The following is a 21,419-nucleotide window of genomic DNA, read 5'->3' as shown; positions in this document are numbered from 1 at the left end:
CGGTACCTTCATCGTCACGCCGATGAGGAGAACCAACGTGAGCAAGTTCGTGCGGCCCGCAGCTGAGGGTGCCGACCCGTTCGGGACCGCCCGTCTCAGGCGGGGTGTGCTGGACGCCTGGGCGACGAGCCCGGCCCGGTTCCGCGAGGACGCCAACGCCGAGGAGGACCTCGCACTCGGCGGATACCGCGACCGCCTCGTCGTCGAACTCGCTCAGAACGCCGCCGACGCCGCGGCCAGGACCCAGGCCCCCGGCCGCCTCCGGCTCACCCTCCGCGACGGCGTGCTCGTCGCGGCCAACACCGGCGCCCCCCTCGACGCGACGGGCGTCGAGTCGCTCTCCACGCTCCGCGCCTCCGCGAAGCGGGACGCCGACGACACGGCGGTCGGCCGCTTCGGCGTCGGCTTCGCCGCGGTCCTCGCGGTGACCGACGAACCCGCCGTGGTGGGCCGGCACGGGGGCGTCCGCTGGTCCCTCGCCGAGGCCCGCGACCTGGCCTTGGAGACCGGCCACCACAGCCCCGGCTGAGGTCGAGTTGGCCACCACCGAATGGATCGACTGGTACAAACTTCCGCCGTCTGCACGGTGAGATAGGCCACGTCCCACCCGCCGAATACGAAGCCAGCCACTACCAGACAACCCAGAAACCCAGGTCACAACCACAATCTAGAGTCTCCGAAAACCCGGGGCGGTTCAACGGGCATAGAGTGCCGTTGCTAGGGCGTCCAGGTCTGTCTTCACACACTGACATTGGACGCCCTCGTCCCGTACCGGCAGGCCATCCCTTGGACTCATTCATCTAACTAGCCAAAGCCCGCATCAGCGACGACCTCACGGGCCTGCAACAGCTTCTCGACCTGCTCACCGAACAGGGTGACAGCGAGGACACACCGATCCCCCTGGCTATCGAGACCTCCCGCGGCCTGTTGGTTGCCTGCCTCCGCGCAACCAAGCGCCCCGCCTACGTGATCAACCCGATGGCCGCCGCCCGCTATCGCGAACGGCACGCGGTCACCTGCAAAAAGTCCGACCAACTCGACGCGATGGTCCTGGCGAACATCCTGCGCACGGACGCTGCAGCCCACCGCCCGTTGCCGGAAGACTCCGAACTCGTCCAGTCCATCGCCGTGTTGGCCCGGGCTCAGCAAGACGCCGTCTGGGACCGGACACAGGCCGACAACAAGCTCCGCTCCCACCTGCGCGAGTACTTCCCAGCCTTCCTGACCGCCACCCAGCCGCTGCGGGATGGACTGTGCTCACCGATCGCCCGTGCCATTTTGGCCGCGGCTCCGGCCCAGGCGGCTGCTCTCCCCCGAGCCCGGCTGCGATCTCTGATCAAGAAGGCCGGTCGCAAACGCAACATCGAGATCGAAACCGAGCGGCTCCATGCCGCCTTGCAACACCCGCAGATGCACCAACTTCCGCTGGTCGAACAGGCGATAGGACTTCAGACGGTGACCCTGCTGTGCAAGCTGGAGGCAGCCGTGCGACGTGAGGTCGCGCGATGTGAGTGATCGCAGCGGACGAGGGATCGGAGGAGGTGATGGTCGACGTTGCGATCGGGCGAGTGTCCAGACGCTCTCCCCACCGCGGCATGCGACCTGGGTAACCGGGTGGTGTGAAGCCCGCGGAAAGGCCCAAGGATTCCTGTGCCATCCAGGAGTTACCGGCTGGGGAAGACCGGACGGGTGAACGTGCAGTGAATTTCCGTATGCGTCGTTATCAGCACCTTCGGGAGATGGATTGTGTTACCGAAGTACAGGATTGGCCGTTGAGAAGCGGCAGGTGGCGACTGGTGAGGCTGTGCCGGTCGCGTGGACACCACCATCCCGGCGTAAAGGAAGCACCCAACCCGGTCGAATCTCCATCACGCGGAACACGGAAACCCCATCAGAGTCCCGACGCCGAATGCGGCGGGTAAGCCGACCGTGAGGAAGGTGAATCCTCTGGTGGGAACAGGAGGGCCCAAGAAGCCAACGCCGGTGCGCCGAAAGGCGACGGGAAACCGACGCGCCATGACTGCTTCCCTCGGCGGTCGCGTCGGCCAACCGGCCGGATACGGGCATCGTGCCCGACTCGAAAGAGGGCTGACGTGGGCTTGGTGAGTCTGCGATAGATCAACGATGCAAGACGCTGGGACGGAAAGGAACGTTGGACACGGTGGAAGACTACGAAACGGCCTCGGCCGGACCGGAGCCTGCTGCGGTGAACGGACCTGAAGATGCTCCTTTCGTGTGGGACGCCGTCAACTGGCGTGCAGTCGATCGGGACGTACAGCGGTTGAGGCAACGGATCTTCGCGGCGGAAAAGGCTGGAGACCGTAAGAAGGTCCGCAGTCTGCAAAGGTTGATGCTTCGGAGCTGGTCCAACACGCTGATAAGCGTGCGGCGAGCAACCGAGCAGAACACCGGCCGCAAGACGGCCGGGGTCGACGGGAAGACGGTACTGAACTCCCCGTCGAGAGCGGGGCTGGCGGACGCAATCCAGCGAACGACAACTCCGTGGCAGGCCCGGCCAGTGAGGCGGGTGCATATCCCGAAGAGCAATGGAAAACTCAGGCCGCTAGGGATTCCGACCATCGCCGACCGCGTCCAGCAGAACCGGGTGCGTAACGCGTTGGAACCCCAGTGGGAGGCACGATTCGAGCCGAAGTCCTACGGATTCCGACCCGGGCGAGGATGTCACGATGCGATCGCGGCTATCTTCAATGTGGCCCGGGGGAAGAACCCAGGGCGTGTGTGGGTGCTTGACGCTGACTTGAGGGCGGCATTCGACCAAATCAACCACGACTACCTCCTCAGCCAGCTTGGACCGTTCCCTGGGAAGGGGATGATCCGCAAGTGGCTGAAGGCCGGTGTGGTAGAGAAGGGAAGGTTCTCGCCTACGGAGGAAGGAACTCCCCAAGGCGGGGGCATCAGCCCGTTGCTGCTGAACATTGCCCTGCACGGTATGGAAACGGCTGCGGGAGTCCGGTACTACACCTCCGGCAGGAATGCCGGGGGGACGGTTCCACGCTCCCCAGTGTTGGTGAGATACGCCGACGATCAGTTGGTACTTTGTTACAGCTGGGAGCAGGCGCAAGAGGTCAAGCATCAGCTTTCCGAGTGGCTGGAGCCTCGTGGTCTGGTCTTCAACGAAGACAAGACGCAGATTGTGCACCTCGATCAGGGGTGTGACTTTCTCGGCTTCAACATTCGCCGCTACGGGGGCAAGCTGCTTATCAAACCAAGCACTGAAGCCGTGATGCGAATCCGGCGACGAATGCGAACCGAAGTCCGTGCTCGCTACGGCGGAAGCGCGGCATCGGTGGTAGCGACCCTGGCCCCGGTTATCCGGGGGTGGGCTAACTATCAGCGGCACGTCGTGTCCAGCAAGGAGTTCTCCAAGCTGGACGATTACATGTGGAAGCTGTTGTTCAAATGGGCAATCCGCTCCCACCCGAACAAGCCGAAACGCTGGGCGGTCGACCAGTACTTCGGCAGGTTCAACCAGTCACGGAACAACCGATGGGTGTTCGGTAGTCGGGCAACCGGCAACTGCGTACCCAGGTTCTCCTGGACCAAGATCGTGCGGCATGTGATGGTGAAGGGAACGGCATCCCCGGATGATCCGAACCTGGCCCAGTACTGGGCCGACCGTCGCCGCAGGACAGCCCCGCCTCCGGTGAATTCTCTCGGCATGCTTCTGCTCAGACGGCAGAGTGGCCGTTGTCTGGAATGCGGGGACTTTCTCCTGCACGCCTATCATCAGCCGCAGTCCCCCGAGGAGTGGGAACAATGGTTGACGACGGTCAAGGTTGGGATCCGTAGCCAGCGGATCGCCGTTCGAGGAGTTGAGCTGGAAAATCGGCGCATCATTCACGCCTCATGCCTTCCCCGAGAAAAGCGGGAAACGGCAGAGAGCCCGGTGTCTCAACCTGTAACGCCAGCAGGACTTGCTTGAGCCGCTTGCGGTGAAAGCCGCCCGGGCGGTTCTGAGGGGGGTGCGGCGCAGTAATGCGCCGCACCTACCCGACTGCACCAGCGCGAACGAACTCGCCGAAGCTGCGGTGGAGACCTTTGAGAAGCACCCTGACGCCGAGATCATCACCAGCTTTCCAGGGCTCGGCGCACTCACCGGCGCCCGGGTACTTGCCGAAATCGGCGACGACCGACCCCGCTTCACCGACGCCAAGGCCCTAAAAGCCTATGCCGGGGCCGCCCCGGTCGCCCGAGCGTCCGGCAAGAGCGTCGCGGTCATGGCTCGCCGGGTCAAGAACCAGCGCCTGGCCTCGGTCGGCTACGTATGGGCCTTCTCCGCCGTAACCGCTTCACCCGGCGCCAAAGGCCCACTACGACCGGCGACGCAACGACGGAGACCGCCACACTGCCGCCCAGCGCAACCTCTTCAACCGCATGATCGGCTGCCTCCACCACTGCCTCACCAAACGCATCCGCTACGACGAAGCGACTGCCTTCCCCGCATCAGCGGAACGATAACTTGCCACTGCCGCTTGACAGATCGACGGCATCGGATGTCTGCCCCTGCACGACACCGCGCAGAACCGGATCTGGCTGGAGATCATCTCCCTCGCACTCGACCTCCTCGCCTGGATGTCGATGCTCGCCCTGACCTGCGATACCCGCCGCTGGGAACCCAAGAAGCTCCGCCTACGGCTGTTCCCCGCCGCCGCCCAACTGATCACCACCGGCCGCCGCTGGCTCCGCTTCACCACGCGATGGCCCTGGACCGACCAGATCACCCGGGCAATCGACCGGCTCAATGCCTTGCCGAGCCCCGGCTGACCAGACACACCGACTGTCCCAACGATCCGCAACACCACACCGGGAAAGTGGAACCCGGCGCCCACCCGACGCGACGACCGGGCCGTCAACCTGCCCCAGCCGCGAAAGACCGCACCTCGCAAACACAGAGTCCCCGTCAGCACACCGACGATGACTCATGAACGATCGAGGCTAACCGTTCCCTCCTTGGGCACAGCTGCGGCAGTACATCCTGGAAAAAGGGGAATGGCTGGCTCCAGTGGTCATATTTCGCCAATCTGCAAAATCAAATCGATAACTTACCTGGGCGAGGTACGGTTACGCAGGCGATCTGACAGGTCACTGACAATCACGTAGAGGGGAAGGCGCTTTGCGCTCCAGACTCATCGCTGCCATCGGTGCGATGCTCGTGGTTATGCTGGGATTTAGTAGCTCACCAGCCACTGCGCGGCCGCTGGCAGCCCAGGATCAGTTAGTCTCAGTAGATGGCGGGTTCGTAGACGCGGACCATCCAATGCTCTCGATCGGGTCCCAGTTGCCCGCCACGTTCGCAGCGAATTCCTCTGTCCCGACAGTGCCAGACACTCTCGCCGAGCACGGTGATGCGACAGCCCTCCGCAACAACACGGTCTACCCTCAGCCCTCGGCGCCTAGCAAGGTGTCGTTGGTCGCTGCCAGCCAGGCAACGGTAGCAAGCTGCAACGCGCAGTTCCCCAATGGGACGCCAATGCCGGGCGGGGTCGTAATAGATCATTACAATTGGTGCTTCTCCAAAACCTGCGTACTCTACACTGTCACCGAGACGGGTACCATTAAAGGTTTCACAACAATGCGTTGCACCGTTGCTGGAAACGGAACGAAGGGGCAGCGGACCATTCTCCTGACATCCGGACGAGACAACTTCGTTGACTCGGGAGATGTAAAAATGAGCGCATCCTTGCAAGAAACCTGGACCACCTCTGGGTATAATGGAACAGACGGTAGCAATAAGGCTTGCAACGTCGATGGAAGTAGTCCGCAGAGCCGAGCTGAATGGCAGGCGGGGAGCACGGCAGCATTCGTCATTACATCGGCTGCAGGAGATGGATATAGTCGAGATGCGGTTTCCAGATGCCCCATTGCGCTGTCGGTGCGCAGCGACGTGCCGGTGTGGACCACTTATGCGGAGCAGGGAGTCCGCATGGATTCCGCTAGCTATCTCGGCTCAAATGGCGCGGGTATATTTGACCGCGTAGTTCCCACCATGCAGGAGTACAGCGTCACGTCCACACGGAATGGCGCCGTTGCGCAACACGTTCGGGACGCACAGACAAACCCCAACTCCACATATCCTCCGAAGCCGGACGGTAGTACAAAGGCGATCCCTGGCTCCCCAAGCTCCGGAGTAACTCTGACCCGCTTGATGTCGTCATGGGATGTAGAGGCAACTGCTCGCTACGCCAGCAACCGCAGAGCGGTCACAACGGCCTGCTTCGGTCTCACCCACAATACGGGTGAAGAGTGCGATGAATACCCCTTCGCATCTACCTGGGAAGGCGCCGGGAAGGGTGACGAGAACTTCTCAGTCCGCTACGTGGACGGCGCGCAGAATGGGTACGCTGGCACCGACCTCAATAACTGGTACATCGCCGATCGAATCCTGCACAAAGACAAGTTTTATGTGTCCGTGAAGTAACGTTCCAGCTCTGTCGCCCCCAACCCTGATTAAGGTTGGGGGTGACGCCACGTTTGCACAAGGTAGGACTCAAGACCAGTAAAACAGCCCTGCTGTTGGTGAGTGAGTGCATCGTATCCGCCGCCTCTGCGAAAAACGCGAATCCCGTACTCCCCGGCACCCTGCAGCTCGATCGGGTCCCCTGCCGGTCCGTGCGGTACAGCCCAAGCCGTCAGGCTTCCTGACGGAAGCCATATCGCGACCTCACCGATTGGCTGCTCGCCTACCTCGGGCGGCTCTCCGCTCCACAACTCAACCTGCACTTCTGCGTCGTGCATCGGGATGGTACTGGCGACCATGACACCGTCTCTGTTAACGGATACGCCACCATCCGGATCTCTGTCAGGGAGCTGCCACACGTGGCTCTCGTACGGTGCCGACCCATCACACAAGGCGAATTGTCGACGCTCAACAATCACTACCTGTTGGGCGGCCCTCAGCAGATCGCTCATTGTCTCCCTTTCAGGGTGCCAGTCGTCCGGGAGCCTACTAGGACGGCTCCGCAATCGGGGCTACCTTCATCACCCTTTAATCAGGAGTCCGCTCCCACACCGGGCTTGTCACTCGTGGCAGTGCAGGTTGCTCTCGGCTGCCAGCGCAACTCACCAAGACTTCTCACAGGGGCGGGACATGACCCCTGGCGGAGTGTCCGATGGGGACCGCAGCGCTCTTGTCGTTGTCGGAGTACGGCTCACCCAGGGTGATGCCGTGCTCTGCAGTCGTTCTCTTGTTTTCGCCGTGCTGCTCCGAGATGGAGTGCTGCCGCCCGGAGCAGTCCTGCGAGACCCGCAGGTACTCACGTCCGGTGAGGACGTCTCGGCCCACGGATGCGGCGGTCAGGGTGGCGTTTGCGCTGTCGATGAAGGGCATACCGACAACATGCCCGCTAATACGAAAATCCCCTGCCTCATCCGTTTCCGCAGTTCATGCGGCCTCAGCTGTCTGGAGGGTGACTTGGTAGCCGAGTTGGTTGAGCTGGCTCACCAAGCGTCGGGTCTGCCGGGCCCGGCCGGTTCGTTCGAGGAAGTACTGACCGCCGAGGTCGGCGTATTCGACGTCGTGGATGAGCATGTGCCACATGGCGATCAGGACGGAGTGCTCCAGGGCGACCAGGGCGCGTTTCTTGCCGCGGCGGGCGGCGACCCGTCGGTAGCGGGCGGCGAGGTAGGTGTCCTTGGTCCGGGCGGCGGAGACCGCAGTCTGGCCCAGTACCGCCTTCAGCCAGGGGTTGCCGTGACGGGTCTTGCCGGTGGGCTGCTTGCCGGCCGACTCGTGGTTGCCGGGACAGACCCCGGCCCAGGAGGCCAGGCGGCCCGCGCTGGCGAACCGGGCCATGTCCCCACCGGTCTCGGCGAGGATGACCGGTGCGGCGCGTGGGCTCACTCCCGGGATGGTGACCAGGAGTTGGAGGTGGCGGCGAAAAGGCACCACCTGGAGATCGATCCGTTCGGTCGGGCGGGCCCCGGTTTCGGTGCAGGCATCGACCCGGTCCAGCATGGCGCGGGCCAAGAAGGCGTGATGATCGCCGAACCGGCCGGTCAGCGCCTCCACCAGGACGGAGCGTTTGCCGCGCATACTGCTCCTGGCCATCTCCGCCAGGACCTGAGGGTCACCCTGACCGGAGATCAGGCCTCCAGCATGGCCCGGCCGGACACCCCGAGGATGTCGGAGACCACGCTGGACAGCTTGATCTCGGCGTCTTCCAGGAGCTTCTCCAGCCACTGGGCCTCCCGGGTGCGTTCACGGACCACCTCAGTGTGGTAGCGGGTCAGGTCCCGCAGCTGCCGGATCGGCTCCGGCGGCACGAACAACGAGGGGCAGACCAGGCCGTGTTCAATCAACTCGGCGTCCTTCACGTCGGTCTTGCGGCCCGGCACGGCCTTCATTTGCCGGGTGTTGAGCAGCCAGCACTCGATGTCGTGCTCCAGCAGATAGAACACCGGCTTCCAGTAGATACCGGTGGCCTCCATGCCGACCAGAGTGACACCTTCGGACAACAGCAAGTCCCGCATCATCAGCAGGTCCCGGGTCATCGTGGAGAAGGTACGGGGTCTCCTTGCGGCGCCGTTTACCAGCACCCGGCGTGCGGACCGTGACTTTCACGTCCGCCTTGCTGATATCGATTCCCGCACATCGTTCGTGCAGTAGGTCCATCGCCCCGGCAGCCCTTTCGTCCGACGGCCGCGACCGCCCGGCAGGGGTCCGGCAGGGGGAAGACTCTAATACGCGTGCTCGGAGCAACACTTCCGGGTGCCTGTCGAAGGAACCCCAGCGTCCTACTAACCCTCGGGCTCGGATCACGCCATTGCGGCTCGACGTCGCCGGGCGGCCACCCACCGATTTTCACCAGCTCAGGGTGGCGCCGTCAGGCGCTCGGATTACTAACCCGCACTAACCCGCACTTAGAAAAATGAATGAACGGGGCGGAGCCCCACGAACAAGGGACGGGTAGGGGCGGCGGGGGCGAAGAACCCCTTCCTCCCCCCGGCACCAGCGCTGGGTGCCGGGCCAAGACAGCCCACGACGGAGCCCCCCGCCCCCCGCGCGGTACCTTCATGCGGCGACGGTCGACCCCACCGGGCAGTCGCGGTACCGCAAGAGGAGAGTGACCACCGTGAGCAAGTTCGTGCGGCCGGCAGCAGAGGGCGCGGACCCGTTCGCGACGGCGCGCCTGCGACGCGGAGTACAGGACGCCTGGGCGACAAGCCCGGCCCGGTTCCGCGAGGACGCCAACGCTGAGGAGGACCTCGCACTCGGCGGATACCGCGACCGCCTGGTCGTCGAACTCGCCCAGAACGCCGCCGACGCCGCGGCCAGGACCCAGGTCCCCGGCCGCCTCCGGCTCACCCTCCGCGACGGCGTGCTCGTCGCGGCCAACACCGGCGCCCCCCTCGACGCGACGGGCGTCGAGTCGCTCTCCACGCTCCGCGCCTCCGCGAAGCGGGACGCCGACGACACGGCGGTCGGCCGCTTCGGCGTCGGCTTCGCCGCGGTCCTCGCGGTGACCGACGAGCCCGCCGTGGTGGGCCGGCACGGGGGCGTCCGCTGGTCCCTCGCCGAGGCCCGCGACCTGGCCTCCGAGACCGCCGGTCACAGCTCCGGCCTGGGCGAGGAGATCCGCCGCCGCGACGGCCATGTGCCCCTGCTCAGGCTGCCGTTCGCCGCCGAGGGCACCGCCCCGGACGGCTACGACACCGCCGTGATCCTGCCCCTGCGGGACCCCGCCGCGCAGGACCTCGCCGAACGCCTCCTCCAGAACATCGACGACGCGCTGCTCCTCGCGCTGCCCGGCCTCGAAGAGGTCGTCGTCGAGACCGGCGACGGCGACGCGCGCACCCTGCGCCGCCGCCCCGACGAGCACGGCACCGTCATCGAGGACTCCCGCGACGGCACCACCCGCTGGCGCACCGTCTCCCGCCACGGCTCCCTCGAACCCGGCCTGCTCGCCGACCGCCCGGTGGAGGAACGGCTGCGCCCGCACTGGTCGGTGACCTGGGCCGTCCCCGTGGACGCCGACGGCGCCCCGGCCCGCCCCCGCACCAGCCCCGTCGTGCACGCGCCCACGCCGAGCGACGAACCCCTGGGCGTACCTGCGCTGTTGATCGCCTCCCTCCCGCTCGACCCCACCCGCCGCCACGCCGCCCCCGGCCCCCTCACCGACTTCATCGTGGAGCGCGCGGCGGACGCGTACGCCGAACTGCTCGCCGCCTGGAGCCCGGTGGGCACGGGGATCATCGACCTGGTGCCCGGTCCGCTCGGCAAGGGCGAACTGGACGGCTCCCTGCGGCAGGCGATCCTGGAGCGGCTGCCGCGCACCGCGTTCCTGCCGCCCGCGGCCCCGCCGGACACCGCCGTCCCGGAGACCCCCGTCGACTGGCCCGACACCGGGATCGGCACCGGCATCGCGGAGAACCCGGTCGCTCTGCGTCCTCGTGACGCCGAGGTCGTGGAGGGCGCCGGTGCCGACACCGTCCGCGTGCTCGCCGAGGTGCTGCCCAGCCTGCTGCCCGCCGGGCTCGAACGCCGGGCGGAGCTGCGGACGTTGGGCGTCGCCAGGGTTCCGCTCACCGAGGCCGTGGACCGGCTGGCCGGCCTTGATAAGGACCCGGGCTGGTGGTGGCGGCTGTACGACAGCCTCGCCGGCATGGACCCCGACCGGCTCTCCGGGCTGCCCGTCCCTCTTGCTGGGGGCACCGCCCAGGCTTTCGGCTCTGGGGGAGGGCGTACGACCATCGGCCCCCGGCAGGTCCTGCTGCCCCTGCCCGACGACGCCGAGACCGCCGCCGCCCCCGAGACCCTGGCCCGTCTCGGCCTCAAGGTCGCCCACCCGGACGCCGCCCACCCCCTTCTGGAGAAGCTCGGCGCCCTCCCGGCCACCCCCCGCGCGGTCCTCACCACCCCGCAGGTGCGTGCCGCCGTCGCGGCCTCGCTCGACGACGAGGGCGGCGGCTGGGACGACGACGCCCCGGACGCCGAGGAGTTGGCCGACACCGTCCTCGCGCTCGTCCGCGCCGCCGGTCTCGAGCCCGGCGACGAACCCTGGCTCGGCGCTCTCGCCCTCCCCGACGAGGAGGGCGAACTGCTGCCCGCGGGTGAACTCGTCCTGCCCGGCAGCCCGTTCGCCCAGGTCATGCGCGAGGACGCACTCGCCTTCGTCGACGCCGAACTGGCCGAACGCTGGGGCGAGCAGCCGCTGGCCGCCTGTGGAGTCCTCGCGAACTTCACCCTCGTACGCGCAACGGATGTCGTCCTGGACCCGGACGAACTGGAGCCGCGCGACTCCGACTTCGCGGAGCCCGATGACGCGGGCCTCCTCGACGCCGTGGACGTGTGGTGCGAGGACGTCCTCGACCGGCTGCCCGACACGCCTGTGCCGCCCGTCGCCACCGAGATCGTCGCCGTACGGGACCTGGATCTCGTGGACGACGACCGCTGGCCGCAGGCGCTCGCCCTGCTGTCCCGGCCGCCGCTGCGGGACGCGCTCACCCAGCCGGTGCGGCTGCTGCTGCCGGACGGCACGCACGAGACCGTACGGTCGTACACCGCCTGGTGGTTGCGCGGGCACCCCGTCCTCGACGGGCGGCGCCCGGCCGGGCTGCGGTCCACCGGTGGTGACCCGCTGCTGCACGGTCTCTACGACGCCGCCGACGCGAGCGGCTTCGAGGACGACCAGGTACTGCGGGCGCTGGGCGTACGGACCTCGCTGGCCGCCCTCCTCGACGAGCCCGGCGGCGCGGCCGAGCTCCTGGACCGTCTCGCCGACCCCGACCGAGAGGTGTCCGGCACCCAACTGCACTCCCTCTACAGCGCCTTGGCCGACCTCGACCCCGAGCAGGTGACCCTGCCGGACGAGCTGCGGGCGGTGGTCGACGGTCAGGTCACCGTCGTGGACGCGGCCGACGCCGTGGTCGTCGACTCACCCGACCTGCTGCCCTTCACGAGCGGCGTGCCGCTGCTCCCCGTACGGCCGGCGCGGGCCGCCGAACTCGCCGAGCTGTTCCAGGTGCGGCGGCTGAGCGAGTCGGTGACGGGCGGGGTCGACTCCGAGGGTGTCGAGCACGAGGTGCCGGAGTCGGTGCGGGTGCTGCTCGGTTCCGCCACCCCTTCGACGTACGTCGAGCACGAGGAACTCGTCGTCGACGGCGTCGAGTTGGACTGGCGCCGCACCCGCGACGGGGTGCTGCACGCCGCCACCCTGGAGGGCGTCGCCGCCGCCCTCGCCTGGACGGCCGCCCAGTGGCCCCGCCGCTTCGAGGTCGCGGCCCTCCTGGAGGACCCGTCACGAACACCGGAACTGGCCCGGGACCGCTGGTTCGACTGAGAGTCGTGGTGCGCGAGCGAAACGCGTACTCGAACAATTTTCACCAAGTCGCACAACCATTCACTCATGTCCCACGTCTGTTCTATGGAGTCATCCAGACTTCGCAGAACCGATCGGGCGCGGCGGAAGCCGCAGCACCGCGCGCCCTTTCTTCAACGTGGGGAACACACATGCGCATTCGTGCCTCTGTCGCCGTCGTCACCGGCGCACTGGCCCTGTCCGCCCTCGCCGTTCCGGCGGCCCAGGCGGACAGCAGCAACCCCGTCTCCGCCTTCGTGAAGAGCATCGAGCCCAACGGGGCGGTCGGTGCGACCGACTACGTCGATGGCGACACCACGATCTCGAACGTGGTGGTGAACGGCGGCAAGGCCGTCGTCGTCGGCGCGACAGCGAGGAAGACCGTCACTGTCAGTTTCACCGCCAAGGACGACTCGGGCATCGAGTGGGGTGCCGCGGTCCTGTGGCACGGTTCGACCTTCGACAGCATTGACGGCGGCGTGGAGCCGAACGAGGACGAGGCCGTGTGCACGACGGTCAACGCGACGACCTCCACCTGCAAGCAGACCTTCACGATCGACCCGCGGACCCAGCTGCTGAACAAGCTCGCCGGCGGCTGGAAGGTCTGGGCGCTCGCCCAGGGCAAGGACGCCGACTTGGTCCAGAAGGACAACGTCAAGGGCTTCAGCATCCAGCGTGCCTCGCAACTCACGGTCAACGCCGCGCCCGAGCCGGTGAAGAAGGGCAAGACCATCACGGTCACCGGCAAGCTGACGCGTGCCGACTGGGACACGAACAAGAACGTGGGCCTGAGCGGCCAGTCCGTGGTGCTTCAGTTCCGCAAGGCGAGCAGCAGCACGTACACGAACGTCAAGGGCATCAAGTCGACCTCGGGCGGCGCGCTGAAGACCACGGTCAAGGCCTCGGTCGACGGCTACTACCGCTACACCTACGCGGGCATCGCGTCCACCGCGGCTGTCAGCGCCACGGGTGACTACATCGACGTCAACTAGTCGGACTCGAAGTTGTCGGACATGAAGTGTCGAGCCTGAAACAGCCTGACTTGAAGCAGTCGGGCGTGAAGTGGTCGGGCGTGAAGTAGAAGTGCTTTGCGAATGGCCCCCGGGTTTACCTCGGGGGCCATTCGTCATGCGTGGGCAAATTCCGTCTCTTCCGTACAACCAATCGCACCTTCTCGCGCATCTCACCATGCGAGTCAACAGACTCCACCATCAGCTGGGCCCCAGGTGTGAAGCGAGCCGCGAGGACCACCACCGCCGGGCCCCTTTCTCCACTTGGGGATCGCATGCGTATCAGAGCCACTGTGGCCGCCGTTTCGGGCGCCCTGGCCCTTTCCGCCTTCGCCGTACCCGGCGCGCACGCCGCCGACGCCGGCTCCGCCTCCACCTACCGCGCGGACGTCGCCAAGGTGCGGGAAGCCGCCCGGGCCGCCACCTCTTCTGGCAACTCCGCGTTCCGCGCCTCCGCCGCTGCTGTGGACGAGCCGTACGACCTCGACGTTACCTTCTCCGGCATCAAGGTGAACAAGGGCAAGGCGATCGTCGTCGGTGCCACCACCCACACCGTCGTTCCGGTCACCTACACGCTGACGCACCCGGAGGACGTCGACATCACGGCCGCCGACTTCTTCAGCGGCCCGTATCTCTACAAGGGCACCTTCGGCAGCGCGGACAACGAGCAGTTCGGCGACGAGGCCGGCACCTGCGTCCCCACCACGTCGACGGTCGCCGCCTGCACGGCCGACATCGACATCTACGCCAACGAGGGCTACCTGATCAACGCCGACGCCGGTACCTGGAACGCCGCCGGTCTGGCCGTCGCGTACAACGGCCAGGACCCGGAGAGCGACGCCTTCGACATCACCAAGGTCGGCCTCGCCGACCAGGGCGGCTTCACCTCCCCCAAGATCCAGCGGCTGTCGAAGCTGACCGTCGACGCGGCGCCCGAGCCGGTGGCGAAGGGCAAGACCATCACGGTCACCGGCAAGCTGACGCGTGCCGACTGGGAGACGAACAAGTACGTGGGTCTCACCGGCCAGTCGGTGGCGCTGCAGTTCCGCAAGGCCGGCAGCACCACGTACACGAACGTCAAGGGCATCAAGTCGACCTCGGGCGGCGCGCTGAAGACCACGGTCAAGGCCTCGGTCGACGGCTACTACCGCTACAGCTTCGCGGGCATCGCGTCCACCGCGGCCTCCACCGCCACGGGTGACTACGTAGACGTGCGATAACCAGCTCCGCGGTTACGCGGTGAAGCGGCGGTCGACCCACCTCCACACGAGTTCCAGGGCGGCCGCCGCCACCGCGGCGATACCCACCGCGAGCCACGGCATCGTCACGCCGACCAGCTTCAGGGCGAAGAAGTCCTGGAGCCACGGCACGACGAGCACCAGCAGGAACCCCGCGCCCATGGTCGCGACCAGGGCGATCCGCCACCACGTGTAGGGCCGGGCGATGATCGCCAGCACCCACATCGAGACCAGGAAGAGCGTGAGCGTCGCGGCGCTCGTCTCCGCGCCCAACGCGTCTGTCCCGGTGTAGTGGTGACGGGCGATCAGGTAGGTGACGAAGGTCGCCACCGCCGCGATCACGCCCCCGGGGATCGAGTACCGCATCACCCGCCGTACGAAGTGGGGCCTCGCCCGCTCCGTGTTGGGGGCAAGGGCGAGGAAGAACGCCGGGACGCCGATCGTCAGCGTGGACAGCAGGGTCAGATGGCGCGGCAGGAAGGGGTATTCGACCTGCCAGCACACCACCAGGATGGCCAGCAGCACCGAGTAGACCGTCTTCACCAGGAACAGGGTCGCGACCCGGGTGATGTTCCCGATGACCCTGCGGCCCTCCGCGACCACCGAAGGCAGCGTCGCGAAGCTGTTGTTGAGCAGCACGATCTGCGCCACGGCCCGGGTCGCCTCCGAGCCCGAGCCCATGCTGACCCCGATGTCGGCGTCCTTCAGGGCCAGTACGTCGTTCACGCCGTCGCCGGTCATCGCCACGGTGTGCCCGTTCGACTGCAACGCGCCCACCATGTCCCGCTTCTGCTGCGGGGTGACCCGCCCGAACACCGTGCCCTCGTCCAGTGACTTCGCCATCTCCGCCTGCTCGGCGGGTAGTTGGCGCGCGTCCACGACCGTGCCGCTGAGCCCGAGCTTCCCGGCCACCGCGCCCACCGACACCGCGTTGTCGCCGGAGATGACCTTGGCCCTGACGTCCTGCTCCTCGAAGTACCGCAGGGTGTCCGCCGCGTCCGGGCGCAGCCGCTGCTCCAGGACGACGAGCGCGGTGGGCTTCGCCCCCTCCTTGACGCCGGGATCGTCGAGGTCCTTGGTGGCCCGGGACAGCAGCAGCACCCGCAGCCCCGCCTCGTTCAGCCGCTCGGTCTCGGCGAGCGCCGGGTCCCCGTCGGCGAGCAGCACGTCCGGGGCGCCGAGGAGCCAGGTGCTCGACTCGCCGTTCCCCTCACTGAACGACGCCCCGCTGTACTTGCGCGCCGAGGAGAAGGGCAGCGACTCGGTGCAGCGCCAGCCCTCGCCGTCCGGGTAGGCGTCGATGATCGCCTGGAGGGACGCGTTCGGCCGCGGGTCCGACTCGCCGAGCGCCCCGAGGACCTTGCGTACGTAACTCTCGTCGCCGCCCAGCGGGCGGACCTCGGTGACGTCCATGCCGCCCTCGGTGAGCGTGCCCGTCTTGTCGAGGCAGACGGTGTCGACGCGGGCGAGCCCCTCGATCGCGGGCAACTCCTGCACCAGGCACTGTTTCCGGGCAAGCCGGATGACCCCGATCGCGAAGGCGACGGAGGTGAGGAGCACCAGGCCCTCCGGGACCATCGGCACGATCCCGCCCACCGTGCGGGCGACGGAGTCCTTGAAGTCGTTCTCCTTGACGACCAGTTGGGTGATGACCAGGCCGATGGCGCTCGGGATCATCATCCACGTCACGTACTTGAGGATCGTGGAGATACCCGTACGCAGCTCGGAGTGGACGAGCGTGAACCGTGACGCCTCCTCGGCGAGCTGCACCGCGTACGCCTCCCGGCCCACCTTCGTCGCCGTGAAGGCGCCCCCGCCCGCGACCACGAAACTGCCCGACATCACCTCGTCGCCGGGCTGCTTGACCACCGGGTCGGCCTCGCCGGTGAGCAGCGACTCGTCGATCTCCAGGCCGTCGGCCTCCACACACGCGCCGTCGACGACGATCTTGTCCCCGGGCCCGATCTCGATCAGGTCCCCGAGCACGATCTCCGACGTGCTGACCTCGGCGGCGACCCCGTCCCTGCGGACGGTCGGTTTCGCCTCGCCGATCACCGCGAGCGAGTCCAGGGTCTTCTTGGCCCGCCACTCCTGGAAGATGCCGATCCCGGTGTTGGCGATGATCACGTACCCGAACAGGCTGTCCTGGAAGGGCGCCACGAACAGCATGATCAGCCAGAGCACGCCGATGATCGCGTTGAACCGGGTGAAGACGTTGGCGCGGACGATCTCCCGCACGGAGCGGCTGCTGCGGACGGGTACGTCGTTCACCTCGCCGCGCGCCACCCGCTGGGCCACCTCGGCGGCGGTCAGCCCCCGCGCCCGCCCGGATGCGGGTATGGGCACGGGGTGAACGGGATCGAGTTCGGCGCCCGCGTCGATGTGCGTCATGCGTTCGACGGTACGTGCGGATATACGGCTTCACCCGCTGAGTGCCGCAAAGATCCGACCAGGGGAGGACGGGGGCGGCGGTCAACGGTGCCGTGGTTGTAGGCGGGGGCTGGCTTACTCCGCGGGGGAGCCGGGGTGCCTACTCCGCGGGCGAGACAGGCGGCTTACTCCGCGGGAGAGCAGGCCGCTTACTCCGCGGGAGAGCCGGCGGCGGGAGGGTCGGTGGGCGTCGCGAGTTCCGCGTCCCGCTTGATGGCAGCCTCCCAGCCCCGTGCGTACCAGATGCCGATCAGGCCGAGGCTTGTGCCGACCAGGCACGACCACACCCACCAGGTGTGCCCGTGGTCGTCGAACCAGCCGTAGAACGGCAGCTGCGCCAGGAAGAGGACGAACCAGAGGATCGTGCCACCGGTGACTGTGGCGACGACGGGCCCCTCCAGGGGCTCCGGCGCCTCGTGCTTGGGGGTCCACTTCGCCATGGGGACAGCTTACGAGCACCCGGTCCGGGACTCCGCGCAGGTCGGTGTCCGGCCTTGTATACCAAGGGTCTACGCGCGGAGATGGCGATTTATGACTCATATGTTCATACTGAAACCGCCTGAGTCTGGCTCTTTCTGTTCGTACGAAACACCAATGGAAACATCCAGGAAACCCGTCGGTGATCACACGGCAGCCAGACTCGATCAAGTTCCCAGCCCGGCGCCGTCCCGCCCGGCGCCCACCGGCCCGCAGGGCCCCCGCACGTATGAGGTCACGCATGTCCACCTCGGCCCTCACCAAGGCGACCGACCCGGAGCAGCCGGAGCCCCGGCCCGCGCAGGGCGCCCTGGACCGCTATTTCAGGATCTCCGAGCGCGGCAGCACGCTGTCCCGCGAGGTCCGCGGCGGGTTCGCCACCTTCTTCGCGATGGCCTACATCATCGTGCTGAACCCGATCATCCTGGGCAGCGCGAAGGACATGTACGGGCACCAGCTCGACAACGGCCAGCTGGTCACCGCGACCGCGCTGACCGCGGCGCTGACCACGCTCCTGATGGGTGTCATCGGCAACGTGCCGATCGCGCTGGCCGCCGGACTCGGTGTGAACACCGTCGTCGCGCTCCAGCTCGCCCCGCGCATGTCCTGGCCGGACGCCATGGGCATGGTGGTCCTCGCGGGCCTCGTCGTGATGCTCCTGGTCGCCACCGGTCTGCGTGAGCGCGTCATGAACGCCGTACCGCTGGGCCTGCGCAAGGCCATCTCGATCGGTATCGGCCTGTTCATCATGCTGATCGGCCTGGTCGACTCCGGCTTCGTCTCCCGCATCCCGGACATCGCGCAGACCACCGTTCCGCTCCAGCTCGGCGGCGACGGTCACCTCAACGGCTGGCCCGTCCTGATCTTCGTCCTCGGCACCCTGCTCACGCTGGCGCTGATGGTGCGGAAGGTGTCCGGCGCGATCCTCATCTCGATCGTCACGATGACCGTCCTCGCGTTGATCATCAACGCCGTGGCCAAGATCCCCTCCTGGGGTCTGACCACCCCGGAGTGGCCCGGCAACCCGGTCGCCACCCCGGACTTCGGGCTCGTCGGCAAGGTCAGCCTCTTCGGCGGCTTCGGCAAGGTCGGCGTGCTGACCGGCGTCCTCTTCGTCTTCACCGTGCTGCTGTCGTGCTTCTTCGACGCGATGGGCACGATCATGGGCGTCAGCGACGAGGCCAAGCTGACCGACGCCCAGGGCAACATGCCCGGCATCAACAAGGTCCTCTTCGTCGACGGCATCGCGGTCGCCGCGGGCGGCGCCACCTCCTCCTCGGCCACCACCTGCTTCGTGGAGTCCACGGCGGGCGTCGGCGAGGGCGCCCGCACCGGCTTCGCGAACGTCGTCACCGGCGCGCTCTTCGCCGTCGCGCTGTTCCTGACCCCCGTCGCCACGATGGTCCCGTCCCAGGCGGCCACACCCGCGCTGCTCGCGGTCGGCTTCCTGATCCTGTCCCACTCGATCAAGGACATCGACTGGGCGGACTACACGATCGCCATCCCGGCCTTCGTGACGATGCTGATGATGCCGTTCACGTACTCGATCACGAACGGCATCGGCATGGGCTTCATCACCTTCGTGGTGCTGCGGCTGGCGGCCGGGCGCGGCCGTGATGTCCCCGTCCCGATGTACGTGGTGGCGGCGGTGTTCGGCTTCTACTACCTGATGCCGGCGCTTGGTCTGACGTAGCCGCGGGCGGCCGTACGGGGCCGGCCGGGCCCGCAGCTCATGAGGCCCGCCGGCTCAGGAGGCCGCCGGGTCCCACGTGGCCCGCCGGCTCACGTGACCCCGTAGAACTTCTCCGTCTCCTCGACCGCGGTCTGGAACCGCTCGTCGAAGTCGTCGCGAACGAGCGTCCGGACCACATAGTCCTGGACGCTCATTCCGCGTTTGGCGGCGTGGTGTCGGAGCCGGTCGAGCAGCTCCCCGTCTATCCGCAGGCTGAGCACGCTGGTCCCCATGGGGTCGAGGGTGACGTCACCCCGCCGGGTGGGGGGTCACTTTCCGGATCCGGCTCACTCATATGAGTGACGTAAAGATTCAGTTTGCGGTTTCGCGGGCACCCAGGTGGTCTTTAGCGAGGGTAATGAGTTAGGCTAAGGAACATGTCTGACCTCACCCATGGCGACGACGCTGCCGCCGTGAACTCCCTCCGCTCCGCAGTCATGCGGTTGTCGCGTCGGCTCAAGCACCAACGGGTCGACGAGTCGCTGAGCCCCACCGAGATCTCGGTGCTCGGCACCCTCGCCCGCTGTGGCAACGCCACGCCTGGCGAACTCGCCCGCAAAGAGCACGTGCAGCCCCCCTCGATGACCCGCATCGTCGCCCTGCTCGAAGCCAAGGGACTGGTCAGGCTGGAGCCGCACCCCGAGGACCGGCGGCAGAAGGTCGTCACGCAGACCGACAAGGCCGAGGCCATTCTCGAAGAGGCCCGCCGCAAGCGGAACGCGTGGCTGGCCGGACTCGCCGAGGTCCTCGACGAGGACGAGTGGGCCAAGCTCCGCGCGGCCGCTCCCGTCCTGGAGAAGCTCGCCCAGATCTGACCGAGAAGTTTTCCTACGCCCAGGAGGCGAGCCCTGTTGAGTTCGGGACCCGGAGCAGACTCCGCCCCCGCACCGGCCACCCACGACTCCCCGCCCACCCCACGCACCCGCTCGTCGATGTTCAGCTCGCTGAAGGTCCGGAACTACCGCCTGTTCTTCATGGGCCAGGTCGTCTCCAACACCGGCACCTGGATGCAGCGCATCGCCCAGGACTGGCTGGTGCTGAGCCTGACCGGCTCCTCCACCGCGGTCGGTATCACCACCGCGCTCCAGTTCCTGCCGATGCTGCTCTTCGGGCTGTACGGCGGTGTCCTCGTCGACCGCCTGCGCAAGCGCCCGACCCTGCTGGCCACCCAGGCGGCCATGGGCGTCACCGGCCTCGCGCTCGCCTTCCTCACCCTCTCCGGCCACGTCCAGGTCTGGCACGTCTACCTGGCCGCGTTCGTCGTCGGCCTCGTCACGGTCGTCGACAACCCGGCCCGCCAGTCCTTCGTCTCCGAGATGGTCGGCCCCGACCAGCTGCAGAACGCGGTCAGTCTGAACTCCGCCAACTTCCAGTCCGCCCGCCTGGTCGGCCCCGCCGTCGCGGGCGTGCTGATCACCGGCGTGGGCACGGGCTGGGCGTTCCTCTTCAACGGCCTCTCGTTCGTGGCCCCCGCCGTGGGCCTGCTGCTGATGCGCACCCGCGAGCTGCACCTCGTCAAGCGCGCCCCGCGTGCCAAGGGCCAGCTCCGCGAAGGCCTCCACTACGTCGCGAGCCGCCCCGAACTGCTCTGGCCGATCGTCCTCGTCGGCTTCATCGGCACCTTCGGCTTCAACTTCCCGGTCTGGCTCTCGGCCTACGCGGACGACATCTTCCACGCGGGCGCCGGCGCGTACAGCCTCTTCAACACCCTGATGGCGGTCGGCTCGGTGGCCGGCGCGCTGCTCGCCGCCCGGCGCGGCACGGCCCGCCTGCGTGTCCTGATCGCCGCGGCGGTGGCCTTCGGCGTCCTGGAAGTGGTGGCGGCCGCGGCCCCCACGCTCTGGCTCTTCGCCCTCCTCATGGTCCCGATCGGCGTCTTCGGCCTGACGGTCAACGTCACCGCGAACACCTCGGTCCAGATGGCCACCGACCCCGCCATGCGCGGCCGCGTCATGGCCCTGTTCATGATGGTCTTCATGGGCGGTACGCCGCTGGGGGCACCCCTCGTCGGCTGGGTCACCGACGCCTACGGCCCGCGGGTCGGCTTCGCCCTCGGCGGCCTGATATCCACGCTCTCCGCGGTCACCATCGGCCTGTTCCTGGTCCGCCTCGGCGGCCTGCGCCTCTCCCTCGGCTGGAACGGCGGCCATCCCCACGCCCGCTTCGTACCGAAGGAGCAGCGGGAGCCGCTGGCGGCGACGGTCTGACGCGGGCC

13 protein-coding genes and 4 pseudogenes are annotated in these 21,419 nt (G+C 67.4%); 12 read left to right on the top strand and 5 right to left on the bottom strand.

All coding sequences use genetic code 11. The features are described 5' to 3' along the window. Positions 1-37: 37 nt before the first annotated feature. The 6 genes and pseudogenes from ACIBLC_RS25615 to ACIBLC_RS25590 all read left to right on the top strand — a co-directional run. Positions 38-526, top strand: a pseudogene (locus ACIBLC_RS25615) (sacsin N-terminal ATP-binding-like domain-containing protein); the annotation flags it as partial. A 293-nt stretch (positions 527-819) separates the two neighbouring features. After that, the gene (locus ACIBLC_RS25610) at positions 820-1,515 is read left to right on the top strand and encodes a transposase (protein ID WP_399213690.1); all 696 of its coding nucleotides are present in this window, start codon (positions 820-822) and stop codon (positions 1,513-1,515) included. Positions 1,516-2,161: 646 nt separating this feature from the next. Continuing rightward, complete coding sequence (gene ltrA, locus ACIBLC_RS25605; RefSeq protein WP_399213515.1) at positions 2,162-3,943, top strand: group II intron reverse transcriptase/maturase; 1,782 nt, start codon at positions 2,162-2,164, stop codon at positions 3,941-3,943. Positions 3,944-4,016: 73 nt separating this feature from the next. Then, positions 4,017-4,479: pseudogene (locus tag ACIBLC_RS25600) on the top strand (transposase); the annotation flags it as partial. A gap of 27 nt (positions 4,480-4,506) precedes the next feature. Further along, positions 4,507-4,785: pseudogene (locus ACIBLC_RS25595) on the top strand (transposase); the annotation flags it as partial. A 382-nt stretch (positions 4,786-5,167) separates the two neighbouring features. Further along, positions 5,168-6,439 (top strand): NucA/NucB deoxyribonuclease domain-containing protein, encoded by a 1,272-nt coding sequence (locus tag ACIBLC_RS25590; protein ID WP_399213514.1) that lies wholly within the window; start codon positions 5,168-5,170, stop codon positions 6,437-6,439. Positions 6,440-7,093: 654 nt separating this feature from the next. On the opposite strand, the gene ACIBLC_RS25585 is transcribed toward ACIBLC_RS25590, so the two are convergent. Together ACIBLC_RS25585 and ACIBLC_RS25580 are read right to left on the bottom strand one after the other, a co-directional pair. Beyond that, a complete protein-coding gene (locus ACIBLC_RS25585) occupies positions 7,094-7,348 on the bottom strand; it encodes a hypothetical protein (protein ID WP_399213513.1) in 255 nt (84 codons plus the stop codon). Positions 7,349-7,402: 54 nt separating this feature from the next. Beyond that, positions 7,403-8,632 (bottom strand): annotated as a pseudogene (locus ACIBLC_RS25580) (IS110 family transposase). Between the two features lie 460 nt (positions 8,633-9,092). Here ACIBLC_RS25580 and ACIBLC_RS25575 point away from each other — a divergent pair. The 3 genes from ACIBLC_RS25575 (at position 9,093) to ACIBLC_RS25565 (ending at position 14,547) form a co-directional block, all read left to right on the top strand. Then, positions 9,093-12,299, top strand: a complete 3,207-nt coding sequence (locus tag ACIBLC_RS25575) for a sacsin N-terminal ATP-binding-like domain-containing protein (protein WP_399213512.1) — start codon at positions 9,093-9,095, stop codon at positions 12,297-12,299. 170 nt (positions 12,300-12,469) lie between these two features. Then, positions 12,470-13,309 (top strand): calcium-binding protein, encoded by an 840-nt coding sequence (locus tag ACIBLC_RS25570; RefSeq protein ID WP_399213511.1) that lies wholly within the window; start codon positions 12,470-12,472, stop codon positions 13,307-13,309. A 293-nt stretch (positions 13,310-13,602) separates the two neighbouring features. Then, complete coding sequence (locus tag ACIBLC_RS25565) at positions 13,603-14,547, top strand: hypothetical protein (RefSeq protein WP_399213510.1); 945 nt, start codon at positions 13,603-13,605, stop codon at positions 14,545-14,547. A gap of 12 nt (positions 14,548-14,559) precedes the next feature. On the opposite strand, the gene ACIBLC_RS25560 is transcribed toward ACIBLC_RS25565, so the two are convergent. Further along, complete coding sequence (locus ACIBLC_RS25560; RefSeq protein WP_399213509.1) at positions 14,560-16,956, bottom strand: HAD-IC family P-type ATPase; 2,397 nt, start codon at positions 16,954-16,956, stop codon at positions 14,560-14,562. Between the two features lie 188 nt (positions 16,957-17,144). Continuing rightward, complete coding sequence (locus ACIBLC_RS25555; RefSeq protein ID WP_399213508.1) at positions 17,145-17,435, bottom strand: DUF2530 domain-containing protein; 291 nt, start codon at positions 17,433-17,435, stop codon at positions 17,145-17,147. A gap of 278 nt (positions 17,436-17,713) precedes the next feature. Here ACIBLC_RS25555 and ACIBLC_RS25550 point away from each other — a divergent pair, with 278 nt between their 5' ends. Beyond that, on the top strand, positions 17,714-19,165 hold the full coding sequence (locus tag ACIBLC_RS25550; protein WP_399213507.1) for an NCS2 family permease: 1,452 nt from the start codon (positions 17,714-17,716) through the stop codon (positions 19,163-19,165). A gap of 89 nt (positions 19,166-19,254) precedes the next feature. On the opposite strand, the gene ACIBLC_RS25545 is transcribed toward ACIBLC_RS25550, so the two are convergent. Further along, entirely contained in the window at positions 19,255-19,437 is a 183-nt protein-coding gene (locus ACIBLC_RS25545; protein WP_055616674.1) for a hypothetical protein, read from the bottom strand. A gap of 144 nt (positions 19,438-19,581) precedes the next feature. Here ACIBLC_RS25545 and ACIBLC_RS25540 point away from each other — a divergent pair, with 144 nt between their 5' ends. Further along, positions 19,582-20,019 carry a MarR family winged helix-turn-helix transcriptional regulator gene (locus ACIBLC_RS25540; RefSeq protein WP_399213506.1) on the top strand — a complete coding sequence of 146 codons (438 nt, stop codon included), beginning with the start codon at positions 19,582-19,584 and terminating at the stop codon, positions 20,017-20,019. Positions 20,020-20,136: 117 nt separating this feature from the next. Beyond that, on the top strand, positions 20,137-21,411 hold the full coding sequence (locus ACIBLC_RS25535; RefSeq protein ID WP_399213689.1) for an MFS transporter: 1,275 nt from the start codon (positions 20,137-20,139) through the stop codon (positions 21,409-21,411). Positions 21,412-21,419: the final 8 nt, after the last annotated feature.

Origin of the sequence: Streptomyces sp. NPDC050535, from assembly GCF_044457665.1 — a bacterium.
Taxonomy (GTDB): domain Bacteria; phylum Actinomycetota; class Actinomycetes; order Streptomycetales; family Streptomycetaceae; genus Streptomyces.
The sequence above is the reverse complement of the archived record's forward strand: the minus strand, read 5'-3'. Positions and strand labels throughout refer to the sequence as shown.